We start from the raw sequence: 14,772 nt of genomic DNA on the forward strand, positions 1-14,772 counted from the left end.
CGCGCCGTGCATCAGGAGGAACGTACAAACAACATTTAATTTTGGTAAATCTACCCGTCGGCATCGTTCCAATGCGATTAATCGTTACATTACACTTTGCCGCTATAGTCCGGTTATCTCTCCGTTAATTGATGGTCGGCTTCATGTTGCGTTCGGGCCTGTTTCGTATTTCTTCCCGCCTGCTTGCCGATCGCCAGGGTAATATTGCGATCATGTTCGCCATCGTGCTGGTGCCGCTGATCGCCGCTATCGGCGCGAGCCTCGATTACGTCCGAGCCTATAATACCCGTTCCAAAATGCAGGCCGACCTCGACGCCGCCCTGCTGGGCGCCGTCAGAAGCGTCGGCACGCTGAACGAGATGGCGCTCGAGACGCGGATCAAGGAATGGTTTGCCGCCCAGACCAATCTCGGAAGCGGCGGCTACACGCTTGACGATATCGATATCGATACCTCCAACCACAAGATCACCGCGACCGCCCATGCGTCGGTGGCGACGACCCTGCTCAAGGTCGCGGGCATAAATGATGTTGCCGTCGGCGTTGCCTCGTCAGTGGAAGGTCCCGGCCGCGCCTATCTCAATGTCTATGTCGTTCTCGACAAATCCGCATCCATGCTGCTTGCCGCCACGAGCGCCGGACAGGCGAGCCTGAGGGCCTCTAAGGCTGGCTGTGCGTTTGCCTGCCACACGCCCGAGGGCGGCCCTTTCAATTACAAGAGCAAGAACTATACGAACGTTTATGACCTCTCGGTCGCGATGGGGATCAAGTTGCGGGCCGATGTTTCGGTCGACGCTGTGGATGAAGTGCTCGATCTTATCGATACCGCGGACGCCTCCCATGAACGCATCAAGGTCGGGCTCTACACGATGGGGCAGACCGCAAGCCAGGTGCTGGCGCCGACATTTTCAACCACCAATGCCCGGAAGAAGCTCAGCGACAAGACCAGCGGCCTGACCAGCGCGACCTCGGAGGAAGCGACCTATTTCGATTATTCGTTCGCCGCCCTCAAGGCTCTCGTGGGGACGGCGGGGGACGGATCGAGCGAAAGCAACCCTCTGAAGCTGGTGCTGCTTCTGACGGACGGCGTTCAGTCGGAGCGCAACTGGGTGCTGCAGGGAAATTCCGGCATCCGCTTCCCGACCTCCAAGAGCTATCTGCAATCAGCCGTCTCTCCGATCAATTCCGCATGGTGCAATCAGGTGAAGGCGCTCAATGCCACGGTCGGCGTGCTTTATACGGAATACCTGCCGATGCCCTGGGACTGGGGCTACGAGGCAACGCTTGGCAAAACGATGACCAGCAGCGGTTATGCTTCGACTTGGGGAGGCACCATCGTGCCCGGAAAAGGCAACACAAGCCGCACCAATTACATCCCGACCGCGCTTGAACAGTGCGCGACGAGCGGCGACCTCTTCCTGCAGGCAAACTCCGCGGAGGAGATCGAGGCGGGCCTATCGGCACTCTTCAAACAATATCTCTCCAAAGTAAGGCTGACGAGCTAGGCCTCATGAATCGTTTAAAAGCCTTTCTACGCAACGATGACGGGGTGGCGGCGGTCGAGTTTGCGCTGCTGATTTTTCCGTTCCTGCTCTTCCTGTTTTGCATCCTCGACATGGCGCTGATGTTCTTCGTCGACAGCGCGCTCGATTCGGCGCTTCACATGGCGGCTCGCGATGTGCGCGTCGGCATCGCCCATTCCGGGAACTGGGACCTCGACAGATTCAGGAGCGCGGTCTGCGGCAACATGGCACTCGCCTTCGGCTGCGAGGACGAACTGCTGATTACGACGACCACCATGTCGGACTTCTCCTCCATGGCTTTCACATCCGCCGTCAGCGGCGGCGTCCTTTCCGTCACGGAAAGTTTCTCTCCGGGATCGTCGGGGGACTACGTGATGATCCAGGCATTTCTGCCCTGGAGCAGCCTGCTTGCCAAGATCGGCGCGAACGTCAACACGCTTGCCGACGGCAGCTATGTCCTTTCCGCCGCGGCGGTTTTCAGAAACGAACCCTTCTGAGGCGGGCGCGATGGCACAGGCAAGTGGTCAAAAGGACGAACAGCAGGGACCGGGCCGCAAAGGCGTATGGAGCCTGCTCGCCGATCGCGGTGGGCAATCCGCAATCGAATTCACGCTGCTTCTGCCTTTGATGGCTCTGATGTTTGCCGGCACCGTCGACCTCGGCGAAGGTCTCATGGTCCAACGGAAGATCAACCAGATCGCGGAAGTCTCGAGCGACATCGTCGCGCAGGAAGCAAGCTGGAATGCAAGCGACCTTCGGACTCTCCTTGAGGGGACCGCAGCCATTCTCACGCCCTTCGACAGCACCCAACTCGACATCCAGGTTGCGATTGTCGATTTTGATGCCGCGGGCAATGCAAGCGTCAACTGGTCTCGCGCCTATCAGGCAGACCAGCTGGCTTCCGGCACGCCGCCGCCATTCGACATACCCGACGACGTCGTCGAGAGCGGCGTCCAGCTGGTGATTGCCAAAGTGGACTACACGATGACCACGCCTTTTACATCGCTATTGTCGAGCATCACCGGCAATACCGAATACAGCTTTGTCGGAAAGGCGATTTCACGGCCGCGCGTGGGCGACAAGATCTCCCTGAAATAGCCAAACCGGGAAATAACCAAACCGGTCAGGCTTTCTTGACCCAGCGCCCTTCTTCCGACTGCTGCCAATAGGTCAGCGTGTGGCCCTCGCCCTTCAGCCTTTTCCACTGGGCACGGGCATTTTCGAGCTGTTCGGCGTCATATCCGTCGAACATGAAGACGACCCGCTCGTATGTCTCGACAGGCGGCGGATCGGCCCCGTCGACCACAAACCGCACGCTTGCCCCATTGCCGTTTTCGCTGCCTGCGGTCAAAAGCACGGGCTGCGCGTCAGCCATCGGCGAAACATCGGTCCCGTGCGGCAGGAAACTGTCCTCGCGGAAGCTCCACAGATGCGCGTCGAGAAAATCCCGACGCGCCTCCGCATTGGTCTGCACCACGACCTTCCAGCCGCGTTCGACGCTCTTTTCGAGCAGCGCCGGCAGCGCGTCTTCCAGTTTCGATTCCGTCAGATGATAGAACAGGACCTCGGTCATCACGGTTGAGAACCCATCTTTAGTCGAACCGACAAATGTGGGTTCTCAACCCACCTCGTAATGCGCGCGCACCAATTCGTCCAGAAGCCTTACGCCATAACCGGAACCCCAGGACTGGTTGATTTCGTTGGCGGGCGAATTCATCGCCGTCCCGGCGATATCGAGATGAGCCCAGGCTGTCTCGCCGACGAACCGCTTCAGAAGCTGAGCGGCCGTGATCGAGCCGGCGTTGCGTCCGCCGGTATTCTTCATGTCGGCGAACTTGGAATCGATCATCTTGTCGTATTCCTTGCCGAGCGGCATGCGCCACAGCTTCTCCCCCGTTACCTCGCCGACCGAAGCAAGCTGGCCGGCCAGCGTGTCGTCGTTGGAAAAAAGCCCCGCATGCTGGTTACCGAGCGCCACCACGATCGCGCCGGTGAGGGTCGCAAGGTTGATCATGAAACGCGGCTTGAACCGGTCCTTGCAATACCAAAGCGCGTCGGCGAGCACGAGGCGGCCTTCCGCGTCGGTATTGATGATCTCGATCGTCTGGCCCGACATGGTGGTGACGATGTCGCCCGGGCGCTGCGCATTGCCGTCAGGCATGTTTTCGACGAGGCCGATGATGCCAACCGCGTTCACCCTGGCCTTGCGGGCCGCCAGCGTGTGCATAAGCCCCGTGACGGCAGCGGCGCCGCCCATGTCGCCCTTCATGTCCTCCATGCCGGCGCCCGGCTTGATGGAAATGCCGCCCGTATCGAAGACCACGCCCTTGCCGACGAAGGCGACCGGCGCATCCTTTGCCTTGCCGCCCTTCCAGTGCATGACGGCAAGCCGCGGCGGCCTGACCGACCCCTGCGCCACGCCGAGCAGCGCCCCCATGCCGAGCTTCTTCATCTCCTTCTCGGTGAGGATTTCCACCTCGACACCGAGGTTTTCGAGCTCCTTGGCCCTTTCCGCAAATTCCAGGGGACCGAGCGCATTCGGCGGCAGATTGACAAGTTCGCGCGCCAGGTTGACGCCGCCGGCGATCGCCTCCGATTCGCCAAAGGCATTCTTTGCAGCGGCGGGATCGGCCGTGACGATCGTGACCTTGACGGTTTTCGGCGCCTTGTCGTCGTCATCGTTCTTCTTGGTCTTGTAGGCATCGAAGCTATAGGCGCGCAAAAGCATGCCGAGCGCAAAGCCCGCCGCCCGGGCGCCGCCGACCTCGACACCCGGTACATCGAGGAAGATGACCACCTTGCTCATCGATTTTACGGAAGCGGCCGCAACGCCGCCGGCCTTTAGCCAATCCTGAGCCGTCAGGGCGTCCGCCTTGCCGAGGCCGAGCACGACCAGCCGGTCAGCAGCCGAACCTTGCGGCGCGATGATGTCGAGCGTCGTCATGGCCTTGGCGGAAAACTTCGCGATTTCGGCCGCACGGGCTCCGACGCCGGCGGGATCTGCTTCGGCGACACCCGCCGCAGGCCCGTCGCCGGAAAGCTTCAGCTGGATGACGAGGCCACCGTCGATCTTGGCGGACTTGGCGAAGGAGATATCGAATTTCACGGACATTGCGACTCCAGAAGGCTCTCGGACAGGAAGCCGCGATCATCCCCGTTTCGGCCTCGAACGCAAGGTCGGGAGACCTCAACTTTGCCGTGATGTGCTTGATGCGAGCCGTCCCAGGCGCCTTTCGGCACTGGCCCCCGCGCCAAAAGGCTCTGTTCCTCCGACTGACACCGACGATATCGCCCCGATACCTGTTCAAATCGTCCGTCTCTTGGATTAGGGTCGCGCCGCCCGATCAACCGGATAGGAATGCATGCCCCTCCACTCCCGCACCGCCCCCCATCGGCGAATCGCCGCGCGGCGCTTTTTTGCCAGGCCGACGGGCTGGCTTCTGACGTTGATGATCCTCTGGTGGGTGCTGCTCGCGACCTTTTACCTGTTTCCGCAGATCGACCTCGCCGTCGCACATGCCTTCTTCGAGGAAGCGGTCTGCGGTCAGGCCGTCGACCAGGGTCGGGTCTGCGGCAGTTTCCCCTATGGCGCCGAAACCGTCTTCGTGGTGATCCGGCGCATTCTTTTTTATCTGCCGTCGCTCACCGCGATCTACATCCTCTACCGGCTGATCGCCAATCTCCAGCATCACGGAGCGACCTACAGTCCCCGCAAGACGCGGGACTACTCGATCGCATTGATTGCCTTCCTGATCGGGCCCTACGTGCTGGTCAATCTCATCCTGAAACAGATCTCCAACCGGCCCCGCCCCTACGAGACCGATCTCTTCGGCGGCGGGGAGGCGTTCGTCCGGGCCGGAGACTTCCAGGGCGCCTGCGTCGGCAATTGCTCCTTCATTTCCGGGGAAGCCGCCGGCGCCGGCTGGCTGGCCTGCCTGATCGTGCTGCTGCCGAAGCCGCTGCGCCCGGTCCTCGGCCCGCCGCTCATCGCCGTCTCGCTCGTCTCGCCGGCTCTCAGGACCTCGTTCGGCGGCCACTATTTTTCGGACGTTACGCTCGGATGGCTGTCATCCCTGGTGATCTATGCCGGCGTGGCGGCGTGTTTCGAAATGTCACAGCGGCGAGGAAAACGGAATTCGCAAACAAATTTGTGACGCACCCCCTGTCGCAAACGCCGCGCCGATCGCTTAGATAGGCGCAACCGCCGTCTCGCTGCGGCGGCATGCAGGAAGTCCAGGGCAGGAATGAAGCTTCTCGAACGCTACATATTGCGCCGGGTTTTCCAGATGTTTCTGGTGACGCTCTTGCCGGTTCTCACCATCATCTGGACCATCCAGGTGCTTGGACGCATCAACCTGGTCACCGATACGGGCCAGTCGATGGGCTCGTTCGCGACGCTTGCCACCTATATCCTGCCCACCATCATCCCGGTCGTGCTGCCGTTCGCGCTCGTCATCGGCATCACCCAGACGCTGACGGCGATGAACAACGATTCGGAGCTGCCGGTCATCGACGCGGCCGGAGCCACCCGCAGCATCATCTACCGGCCCGTGCTGATGCTGGGGCTTGCGCTCAGTCTGTTCTCTTTCCTCGTCACGAATTTCGTCGAGCCGCCATCGCGGGTAGCCGCTCGCCAGATGGTCGCCGCCGCCTATGCCGACCTGCTCTCCTCGGTGATCGAGGAGAAAACCTTCCGCAGCATCGAGAACGGGCTCTATGTCCAGATTTCCGAGCGCCATTCCGGCCGCGTGCTGAGGGGACTTTTCGTCGTCGACTACCGCGACCCGAATTTCGACCTCATCTATTACGCCCGCGAGGGATCGATCGACGAAAGCGGCACGTCGCTGACCATGCGGGACGGAGAGGTTCACCGCAAATCCGCCGATGGCCGAATTTCGATCATCAAATTCGTTTCCTACGCCTTCGACCTTTCCGCCATGGCCAAATCGGAAGGCGGTCTGCCGCAATATTCCACCGACCGCAGCCTGGCTTTCCTGCTGAACCCGGATCCAAACGACCCGCTCTACCAGAAATCGCCCGACAGCTACCGCGCCGAACTGCACAGGCGCCTGTCGGATTGGCTGTTCCCGATCACCTTCGCGCTTCTGTCGCTGGTGGTTGCAGGCAATACGCGCTCGCATCGGCAGACGCGCGTGCATCCGATGGTCTATGCGCTCTTCCTTGCCTTTGCCATCCGCTGGCTCGGCTTCTCGGCCACCAATCTCGTGGAACGCCACCCGCTCTACGCACCGGTTCCCTATGCGGTGCCGCTCTTCTTCTCGCTGATCGCGATCTACATGCTGGCGACCAACCGGCATTTTTCGACGCCCGCATTCCTCTCCCGCGGGATGTCGCGCCTGACACGCAATCTGCAGCGCCGTTTTGCGTCCGGCAGAGCGGATGGAGGCGTGGCATGATGATCTTTTCGACGCTCGGGCGGTATTTCTTCCGCCGCTACATCGTGACCGCGCTCTGGTTCCTGCTCGGCGTCAGCGCCATTATTTTCCTGGCGGACTTCAGCGAGACGAGCCGCCGCATGTCCGGCTTTGTCGGTTATACGGTGTCGGCCGGCCTGCTGATGACGGCGATGCGCGTGCCGCTCATTCTGCAGCAGACCATTCCGACCCTTAGTCTCTTCATCGGCATGACCGTGCTGATCGCGCTCAACCGCCGCTACGAACTGGTGGTGACGCGGGCGGCAGGCATATCGGTCTGGCAATTCGTCTCCCCCTTCGTCGCCGGCGCCTTCCTGGTTGGGCTTGCCGTTCTCCTGGTGATCAATCCCCTTGCGGCCTGGGGCCAGCGCGAATCGGCCTCCATGGAGGCGAGCTGGCGAGAGGCGAGCAACCGGGCGCGCGCCTCGGCCTTCGTGCCCTGGATCCGCCAGATCAGCGGCGACGACGATACGATCATTGGCGCCAAGAGCTATCAGGAGCAGGGAACATTCCTGATCGACGTGGTCGTTTTTCGTTTCGACAAGGACGGCCGCGTCACCATGCGGCAGGACGCCAAGACGGCAAAGTTGGAAGATGGTTACTGGCTTCTTAACGAGGTTTTGGAGAACCGGCCGGGCGAAATTCCGGTGCGTCGCGAGACTGCACAGGTTCGCACCAACTTGAAACAGGAATATATCCAGGAAAGCCTGGCGCAGCCGGAAAGCGTTGCGTTTTTTGATCTTTCCAGAAAAATCGAGGTCGGCAAATCTTTCGGCATATCCACAAAGGCGCTCGAGACGCAGTATCACTCGCTGCTGTCGCTCCCCCTGCTGCTCGTCGCCATGACTCTCATTGCTGCAACAGTTTCATTAAAATTCAGTCGCTTCGCCCAGTCCCGTTCCGTGATTCTGGGTGGAATAGTTTCCGGCTTCGTGCTTTATGTCGTAACCGTGCTTGTGAAGGCATTCGGGAGCAGCGGGGCGATTCCTCCCTTCGTGGCGGTCTGGGTTCCAGTCATCGTCGCGACGGCGCTTGGGACGACGATTCTGCTTCACCAGGAGGATGGCTAGTGGCGGTCAGTAACCGCAAACATATAAGACGGCTCGCCGCCGCCCTGCTGACAGGTGTGTCTGTATGCGTACTCGGCGTATCCGCAATGCCCGTGCATGCGCAGAATCTGGTGCCCGCTCCTGCGGATGGCGCCAAGCTTCTGCTGCGCGCCAACGAGCTCGTCTATAACCAGGATGCCCAGCAGGTCACCGCCACCGGTGGCGTGCAACTCTATTACAACCGCTATCGGATGGTGGCGCAGCGCGTTCAGTACGACCAGAAAACCGGGCGCGTCATGGCGACCGGCAATATCGAGCTGATCGAGCCAGGCGGAAACCGCGTCTATGCGGACGAACTCGATGTCACGGACGATTTCGGCGAAGGCTTCCTCAATACGCTTCGTGTCGAAACCACCGACAACACACGGCTTGCCGCCGAAAGCGCGGAGCGCCAGCCGGGTGACCTGATGGTGCTGAACAACACCGTCTACACGGCCTGCCTGCCCTGCGCCAAGCAGCCCGGCAAGGCGCCGCTCTGGCAGGTCAAGGCCGAACGCGTCATCCGCAACGGCCAGACCCACACGATCCGGCTGGAGAATGCACAGTTCGAGCTGTTCGGTCTGCCGATCGGCAGGCTTCCCTTTGCGATCGAGGTGCCGGACGAGACGGTAGAGCGCAAGTCGGGCCTGCTCTTCCCGCAGTTCAGCGCCAGCGACAACCTCGGCGTCGGCGTCGCAGTTCCCTATTATCACGTGTTCTCGCCGAGCATGGACGCGACGATCACCCCCACCTACTATTCCAATCAGGGATTGTTGCTGCAGGGCGAGATCCGCAACAAGTTCGAGACGGGCGAACACACATTCCGGTTCGCCGGCATTCACCAGACGAATCCGGACGCTTTCGATTCCGGCACCAGCGACTATGAGGCTGAAAACCGCTTCATGGTCGCCTCGAAAGCTGAATTCCAGATCAACCCGCGCTGGACCTTCGGCTGGGACGTGATGGCCCAGAGCGACAACAACTTTTCCAAGACCTACAAGTTGGAAGGTGTCGATAACGACACGTTCACAAACGATGTCTACCTGACCGGCCTAGGTACGCGGAACTATTTCGACCTGCACGGTTATTACTTCAACGTGCAGGACAAGGCGCCCCGAAACACGCTGGAACAGCAGCAGGCGATCGTCTATCCGTCGCTCGACTACAGCTATTATGCCCCGGAACCGATCCTTGGGGGCGAGCTTTCCATCAATGCCAACCTCACCAACCTCTCCCGCCGGGAGGACGACTGGTACACGGAAGGCACCACCAATCGCTTCCCGGGCCTGGAAGGCAGCTATAGCCGCTTCACGGTGGAAGCCGAGTGGAAGCGCACCTTCAACATGGATGGGCTATTGCTGACGCCGATCCTTGCCGCGCGGGGCGACGGCCTGCGGCATACCGGCTCCGGCACGCCTGCCTTCTACACCGGTGATCTCGAACCGGAAGGCGGCGACAGCCGCTACATGGTCACCGCAGGTCTGGAAGCCCGTTATCCGATCCTGCTGACAACCGAAAACAGCAGCCACGTCATCGAGCCGATCGCGCAGATCTTCGTCCGTCCGGACGAGCAGATGGCCGGCGGACTGCCGAACGAGGACGCGCAGAGTTTCGTCTTCGATGCTACGTCTCTGTTCGAGCGCGACAAGTTCTCCGGCTACGACCGGATCGAAGGCGGTACCCGCGCCAATGTCGGCCTGCGCTATACCGGCACATTCGACAACGGCATCGGCGTAAGGAGCATCGTCGGCCAGTCCTTCCACATATCCGGCCAGAACTCGTTTGCAACGGAGGACCTGGTGCATGCGGGAGCGAACTCCGGACTGGAAACCGATCGTTCGGATTATGTCGCGATGGCCGCGGTCGATCTTCCGCAGGGCTTCACGGTTGGCGTAAATACGCGCTTCGACGAGAAGACCTTTGCCGTCAAACGCACGGATGCGTCCCTCGGTTACACGACGCCCCGCGTGCAGGGCACCCTCGTCTATACGCAGGTCGATCCGCAGCCGGAATACGGCTCGGAAGAAGCGACCGACGTATTGAAGAACTCGATGACCTTCCGGATCAACGAGAACTGGGCGCTTGCCGGCACGGCGACCTGGGATCTGGCGGAGAAGGAGATCATCAAGCGCGGCATCGGCGTCAGCTATGCCGACGAGTGCACGATCTTCACGCTTGCCTATACCGACAAGCCGCAAAGCACTGCCGCCAACGACTGGACAGTCAGCGCGCGCCTGAGCTTCCGTACCCTCGGCGACATCAACATCGGCTCGACGAAGGAATACGATCAGGACTACCGCTATTAACGCGCGATGGTTCTGATCGGCCCCGTCATCGTTTCGCCGCAAGAATTGTGCAAGCGGACGCAAATATAGTAAGAGTAAGGCGAGGCCGACCGGGCAAGCAACCGGTCGGGGCGGGAAAGGAATTGGTATCATGTTTGCAATGACCGCAACGCGCAGACTGGCGCTGGCGGCGGCCGTCCTGGCGGCCTCTATCGTCGTACAGCCGGTTTTCCAGCAGGCACAAGCGGCAAGCGGTATCGCCGCCGTCGTCAACCGGACTCCCATCACCAGCAGCGACGTTTCCCGTCGGGCAGCCTTCCTGCGTCTGCAGCGCCAGAAATCTGATACGAAGACGGCGCGCGAGGCAATGGTGGACGAGATCCTCAAACGCCAGGAAATCGCCCGCAACAGGATGTCGGTCAGCACCGAAGAGGTCGACAAGGCCTTTGAGCGTTTTGCCGCCAGCAACAAGATGAACCCGCAGCAGATGAGCCAGATCCTCGAAAAGGCTGGCGTCGGCGTGGAGCATTTCAAGAATTACATTGCCGTGCAGATGAGCTGGCCGCGCCTGGTCAACTCCCGTTACGGCGGCGCCCGTGGTCGCATGTCGAGCCAGGAACTCGTCACCCGCATGATGGAAAACAAACAGAAGCCGGTCACCACCGAATATTTCCTGCAGCAGGTGATCTTCGTGGTGCCGCCGGCCAAGCGCAACGCCGTTCTCGGCAAGCGCCAGAAGGAAGCAAATGCCGCGCGCGGCAAGTTCCCCGGCTGCGAGCAGTCGAAGGAATTTGCCGCCGGATATCTCGATGTTTCCATCCGCAGCCTCGGACGCGTTCTCGCCCCGGAACTTCCGGAAGAATGGAAACCGCTGATCGAGAAGGCCTCGGGCGGCACCACGGGAACCAGGGTCACCGAACGGGGCGTGGAATTCCTCGCAATCTGCAACCAGCGCCAGGTCTCTGACGACTTTGCAGCCGAAGTGGTCTTCCGGGCGGAGGACCTCGGCAAGGAGCAGAAGTCCGGGCAGAACCCCAACGAGAAGAAGTTCCTCGACGAACTGCGCTCCAAGGCGCAGATCGAATATCGCTGATCCAATCGCCGGTACCGGAGTGCCCATGCCGCTTGATCGTCCGCTTGTACTCACCCAGGGCGATCCGGCCGGCATCGGCCCCGACATCACCCTCGCCGCCTGGGCTTCCCGGGAGCGACACGGCCTGCCGCCCTTCCTGTTCCTCGGCGATCCCTCCGTTTTGAAATCACGGGCGGCACTTCTCGATCTCGATATCCCGATCCGCGAAGCCGACGCGGGCAGTGCATTGTCTGTCTTTGCCGATGCCCTTCCCGTCCTGCCGATCCCGGCTGGCGCCGAGGTCGCCGCGGGTGAACCGCATGTGGCAACGGCCAAGGGCACAATCGCCGCGATCGAACAGGCTGTCTCCCTGTGCTTCGAAGGCAAGGCGGCCGGCACGGTCACAAATCCGATCGCCAAGTCCATTCTCTACCAGTCAGGCTTCGGTTTTCCCGGCCATACCGAATTCCTCGCCCACCTCGCCGAAAAGGCGACGAGCCGGAAGCTGATGCCGGTGATGATGCTGGCCGGACCGAAGCTGCGCGCCATCCCGGTCACCATCCACATTCCCTTGAAGGATGTTCCAGGCGCACTGACCGAGGCATTGATCAAAGAAACCTGCCGGATCGCCCATCACGATCTCATCACACGCTTCGGCATCGCAAAGCCGCGCCTGGCAGTCGCCGGCCTCAATCCGCATGCGGGAGAAGACGGCGCGATCGGACAGGAAGACCAGGATATCATCCATCCGGTGATCTTCAAGCTGCGCACCGAAGGCCTGCATGTGTTCGGGCCGCTGCCGGCCGATACCATGTTCCACGACGAGGCCCGCGGCCGCTATGACGTCGCGATCTGCATGTATCATGACCAGGCGCTCATCCCGGCCAAGGCGCTGGGCTTCGATACCTCCGTCAACGTGACGCTCGGCCTGCCCTTTATCCGCACCTCTCCCGACCATGGCACCGCCTTCGGCATCGCCGGTCAGGGCGTTGCACGGGAGACAAGCCTTGTCGAAGCCATCAAGCTTGCCGGCGACCTTGCCGCGAGGGCTTCTACCTGATGGCCACACTCGACGGCCTGCCGCCGCTGCGCGACGTGATCCAGCGTCACGGCCTCGATGCGAAGAAAGCGCTTGGGCAGAACTTTCTGCTCGACCTCAACCTCACCCAGAAGATAGCGCGCAGCGCCGGACCGCTCGATGGCGTGACCGTATTCGAGGTCGGCCCCGGACCTGGCGGGCTCACCCGCGCGATCCTCTCCCTCGGCGCCAAAAAGGTGATCGCCGTCGAGCGCGACAGCCGCTGCCTTCCTGCATTGGCAGAAATCGGCAAGCATTATCCGGGCCGGCTGGAAGTGATCGAAGGCGATGCGCTGAAGACGGACTTTTCCGCCCTTGCACCCGAAGGCCCCGTCAAGATCATCGCCAATCTGCCGTACAATGTCGGCACCCAGCTTTTGATCAACTGGCTGCTTCCGGAGAACGGCCAATGGCCACCCTTCTGGGAAAGCCTGACATTGATGTTCCAGAAGGAAGTCGGCCTGCGCATCGTTGCCGATGAAGATGACGACCACTATGGCAGGCTCGGCGTCCTCGCCGGCTGGCGGACCGATGCGCACATGGTCTTCGACGTGCCGCCGCAGGCCTTTACCCCGCCGCCGAAAGTCACCTCGACCGTGGTGCATCTGATACCCCGCACAAATCCCCTTCCCTGCGAAGTCGGCAAGCTGGAACGCGTAACGCAGGCCGCATTCGGCCAGCGCCGCAAGATGCTGCGCCAGAGCCTCAAACCGGTCGGCGGCGAGGCGCTGCTGGTGAAAGCCGGCATCGACCCGGCCCGGCGGGCGGAAACGCTGTCGGTGGAAGAATTCGTACGGTTGGCGAACTCTCTCTAAGCCAACGCCCAAGGCGAGCGATCCCCTGCCTAATCCGGCAATGGCGGCAGATCAGGTGCGCTCAGTCCATCGAAGGGGTTTTGCCAGGCCTCGATGTCTTCAAGCTGCCCGTACCAGCGACGGAGCGACGGATAATCGTCGATGGGCAGCCGTGCGGCATCGTTGAACGGCAGAAACGTTCCCATACGAAAATCGGCAAAGGAGACGGAATTTCCAACCAGCCATGTGCGGGCCGATAGCTCGGCTTCGAGAATTCGGGCGGCCACATGAAACTGCCTCAGCCCCTCCTCGACCATCGCCTGGTCGCAGGGGCCGATGCCATATCGTTGCTTCGTCCCGCGCTCCCAATGCACCATGTCACAGGCCTTGACGAAGTTCTCCTTCCCCCAGCTGATCCATCGGATCATCTCGGGTTCATCGTCATCGATGCGCCAGAAATTGGAACCCGCGTGGCGGGAAAACCAGCACGCAATCGCGTCGGCTTCCCAAAGAGGTTTTCCGGGACGCTCGAGGATCGGCAACAGCAGGTTGGGGTTGAGAGAAAGATAGCGACTGGCTTGACCCGGAACCTGCGGCGAGGCGAATTCAAAGTCAACTTCCGCATTTAGATAGCGCGCGACGGCGACTGCGAGGCGGGGATTAGGATTGCGGCTGAAATACATCTTCATCAGCTAAACTCCTTAGGACTATGATGAAGACGTGCGGCACCACGACTTTCCGACATGCGCTCGGCAGAAAATCCGAACCAGGGAAGCCCTGCGCTTTGGAGATATCGTGCCCCCAGAGCGGCACGGAAGTGGCCGCCGCTTCGCAGTTTTCAGTTACCGGTAAACCACCGATAAAGTTCGTACAGCGGCAGGCTTGGATAATTTTATCTCAGAATGGGCGTGATCTTTGTCGGATTGGCAAAGCCGCGTTCGTCCTTAGAGCGTCTATTCCATACATTCAAAGGATCACAGTCATGCCAAGTACCATACGCCTGCACCGCGTCCTGGCGACCAGCCCGGAAAAAGTCTATCGCGCCTTCATCGAGGCGGACGCAGTCGCCAAATGGCTTCCGCCCAATGGCTTCGTCTGCACCGTGCATCATCTGGAACCGACCGTCGGCGGCACCCACAGAATGTCGTTCCGGAACTTCACGACGGGCGCAAGCCACGCCTTTGGCGGCGAATATCTTGAACTCGTCCCAGGCGAACGGCTGCGCTACACGGACAAATTCGACGACGCAAACCTGCCCGGTGAAATGGTGGTCACCGTGACGCTGAAGAAGGTTTCGGTCGGCACCGAGGTCGACATAGTGCAGGCCGGCGTGCCGGATCTCATCCCGGCCGAGGCTTGCTATCTCGGCTGGCAGGAGTCGCTGCGAAACCTGGCGAAGCTTGTCGAGCCGGACATCAAGGAATAGCACATCGGATCGGGGCTAAAGCTGCCAGGACCGGGTCGCGACGGCGATTTTCGCGATCCGGTGGCAGAGGATAC

General features: G+C 61.0%; 14 protein-coding genes. 11 read left to right on the forward strand and 3 right to left on the reverse strand.

Annotated features, from left to right (window positions below; translation table 11 throughout):
* Positions 1-143: 143 nt before the first annotated feature.
* Genes EDE09_RS09235 through EDE09_RS09245 form a run of 3 tightly spaced genes read left to right on the forward strand, consistent with a single transcriptional unit; the run spans position 144 to position 2,618 of the window.
* Positions 144-1,502 (forward strand): TadE/TadG family type IV pilus assembly protein, encoded by a 1,359-nt coding sequence (locus tag EDE09_RS09235; protein ID WP_245505100.1) that lies wholly within the window; start codon positions 144-146, stop codon positions 1,500-1,502.
* 5 nt (positions 1,503-1,507) lie between these two features.
* Positions 1,508-2,017 (forward strand): TadE/TadG family type IV pilus assembly protein, encoded by a 510-nt coding sequence (locus tag EDE09_RS09240; protein ID WP_132409919.1) that lies wholly within the window; start codon positions 1,508-1,510, stop codon positions 2,015-2,017.
* Between the two features lie 10 nt (positions 2,018-2,027).
* Complete coding sequence (locus EDE09_RS09245; protein WP_165924145.1) at positions 2,028-2,618, forward strand: TadE/TadG family type IV pilus assembly protein; 591 nt, start codon at positions 2,028-2,030, stop codon at positions 2,616-2,618.
* 25 nt (positions 2,619-2,643) lie between these two features.
* Here the strand turns inward: EDE09_RS09245 and EDE09_RS09250 are convergent, their stop codons facing one another.
* Both EDE09_RS09250 and EDE09_RS09255 read right to left on the reverse strand, forming a co-directional pair.
* Entirely contained in the window at positions 2,644-3,093 is a 450-nt protein-coding gene (locus tag EDE09_RS09250; RefSeq protein WP_132409923.1) for a DNA polymerase III subunit chi, read from the reverse strand.
* Positions 3,094-3,138: 45 nt separating this feature from the next.
* Positions 3,139-4,632 (reverse strand): leucyl aminopeptidase, encoded by a 1,494-nt coding sequence (locus tag EDE09_RS09255; RefSeq protein WP_112801808.1) that lies wholly within the window; start codon positions 4,630-4,632, stop codon positions 3,139-3,141.
* A gap of 250 nt (positions 4,633-4,882) precedes the next feature.
* Here EDE09_RS09255 and EDE09_RS09260 point away from each other — a divergent pair, with 250 nt between their 5' ends.
* From EDE09_RS09260 to rsmA, 7 genes are all read left to right on the forward strand, one after another.
* Positions 4,883-5,674, forward strand: coding sequence for a phosphatase PAP2 family protein (locus EDE09_RS09260; protein WP_132409925.1), 792 nt, complete (start codon positions 4,883-4,885; stop codon positions 5,672-5,674).
* Between the two features lie 90 nt (positions 5,675-5,764).
* Complete coding sequence (gene lptF / locus EDE09_RS09265; protein ID WP_132409927.1) at positions 5,765-6,937, forward strand: LPS export ABC transporter permease LptF; 1,173 nt, start codon at positions 5,765-5,767, stop codon at positions 6,935-6,937.
* Positions 6,937-8,025 carry an LPS export ABC transporter permease LptG gene (lptG, locus tag EDE09_RS09270; protein ID WP_112802247.1) on the forward strand — a complete coding sequence of 363 codons (1,089 nt, stop codon included), beginning with the start codon at positions 6,937-6,939 and terminating at the stop codon, positions 8,023-8,025. The genes lptF and lptG overlap by 1 nt, the downstream gene beginning before the upstream one ends.
* Positions 8,025-10,349: an LPS-assembly protein LptD gene (locus tag EDE09_RS09275; RefSeq protein ID WP_112801803.1), complete on the forward strand. Its 2,325-nt coding sequence runs from the start codon at positions 8,025-8,027 to the stop codon at positions 10,347-10,349. Before lptG ends, EDE09_RS09275 begins: the two co-directional genes overlap by 1 nt.
* A gap of 130 nt (positions 10,350-10,479) precedes the next feature.
* The gene (locus EDE09_RS09280; RefSeq protein WP_132409929.1) at positions 10,480-11,421 is read left to right on the forward strand and encodes a SurA N-terminal domain-containing protein; all 942 of its coding nucleotides are present in this window, start codon (positions 10,480-10,482) and stop codon (positions 11,419-11,421) included.
* Between the two features lie 25 nt (positions 11,422-11,446).
* Positions 11,447-12,460, forward strand: a complete 1,014-nt coding sequence (gene pdxA, locus EDE09_RS09285) for a 4-hydroxythreonine-4-phosphate dehydrogenase PdxA (protein WP_132409931.1) — start codon at positions 11,447-11,449, stop codon at positions 12,458-12,460.
* Entirely contained in the window at positions 12,460-13,293 is an 834-nt protein-coding gene (gene rsmA, locus EDE09_RS09290) for a 16S rRNA (adenine(1518)-N(6)/adenine(1519)-N(6))-dimethyltransferase RsmA (RefSeq protein ID WP_132409933.1), read from the forward strand. The genes pdxA and rsmA overlap by 1 nt, the downstream gene beginning before the upstream one ends.
* Positions 13,294-13,322: 29 nt before the next feature.
* Here rsmA and EDE09_RS09295 read toward each other — a convergent pair whose 3' ends face one another.
* Positions 13,323-13,961, reverse strand: coding sequence for a glutathione S-transferase family protein (locus tag EDE09_RS09295; RefSeq protein WP_132409935.1), 639 nt, complete (start codon positions 13,959-13,961; stop codon positions 13,323-13,325).
* A gap of 293 nt (positions 13,962-14,254) precedes the next feature.
* On the opposite strand from EDE09_RS09295, the gene EDE09_RS09300 reads away from it, so the two are divergent.
* A complete protein-coding gene (locus EDE09_RS09300) occupies positions 14,255-14,698 on the forward strand; it encodes an SRPBCC family protein (RefSeq protein WP_132409937.1) in 444 nt (147 codons plus the stop codon).
* Positions 14,699-14,772 lie beyond the last annotated feature (74 nt).

Source organism: Neorhizobium sp. S3-V5DH, from assembly GCF_004343065.1.
GTDB classification, from domain to species: Bacteria; Pseudomonadota; Alphaproteobacteria; order Rhizobiales; family Rhizobiaceae; genus Neorhizobium; species Neorhizobium huautlense.

Coding starts and splice junctions, on each gene's coding strand:
- EDE09_RS09255 (WP_112801808.1), bottom strand. CDS start 4,632: ATGTCCGTGAAATTCGATATCTCCTTCGCCAAGTCCGCCAAGATCGAC.
- EDE09_RS09240 (WP_132409919.1), top strand. CDS start 1,508: ATGAATCGTTTAAAAGCCTTTCTACGCAACGATGACGGGGTGGCGGCG.
- EDE09_RS09250 (WP_132409923.1), bottom strand. CDS start 3,093: ATGACCGAGGTCCTGTTCTATCATCTGACGGAATCGAAACTGGAAGAC.
- lptG (WP_112802247.1), top strand. CDS start 6,937: ATGATCTTTTCGACGCTCGGGCGGTATTTCTTCCGCCGCTACATCGTG.
- EDE09_RS09295 (WP_132409935.1), bottom strand. CDS start 13,961: ATGAAGATGTATTTCAGCCGCAATCCTAATCCCCGCCTCGCAGTCGCC.
- EDE09_RS09300 (WP_132409937.1), top strand. CDS start 14,255: ATGCCAAGTACCATACGCCTGCACCGCGTCCTGGCGACCAGCCCGGAA.
- EDE09_RS09280 (WP_132409929.1), top strand. CDS start 10,480: ATGTTTGCAATGACCGCAACGCGCAGACTGGCGCTGGCGGCGGCCGTC.
- pdxA (WP_132409931.1), top strand. CDS start 11,447: ATGCCGCTTGATCGTCCGCTTGTACTCACCCAGGGCGATCCGGCCGGC.
- EDE09_RS09235 (WP_245505100.1), top strand. CDS start 144: ATGTTGCGTTCGGGCCTGTTTCGTATTTCTTCCCGCCTGCTTGCCGAT.
- EDE09_RS09245 (WP_165924145.1), top strand. CDS start 2,028: ATGGCACAGGCAAGTGGTCAAAAGGACGAACAGCAGGGACCGGGCCGC.
- rsmA (WP_132409933.1), top strand. CDS start 12,460: ATGGCCACACTCGACGGCCTGCCGCCGCTGCGCGACGTGATCCAGCGT.
- lptF (WP_132409927.1), top strand. CDS start 5,765: ATGAAGCTTCTCGAACGCTACATATTGCGCCGGGTTTTCCAGATGTTT.
- EDE09_RS09260 (WP_132409925.1), top strand. CDS start 4,883: ATGCCCCTCCACTCCCGCACCGCCCCCCATCGGCGAATCGCCGCGCGG.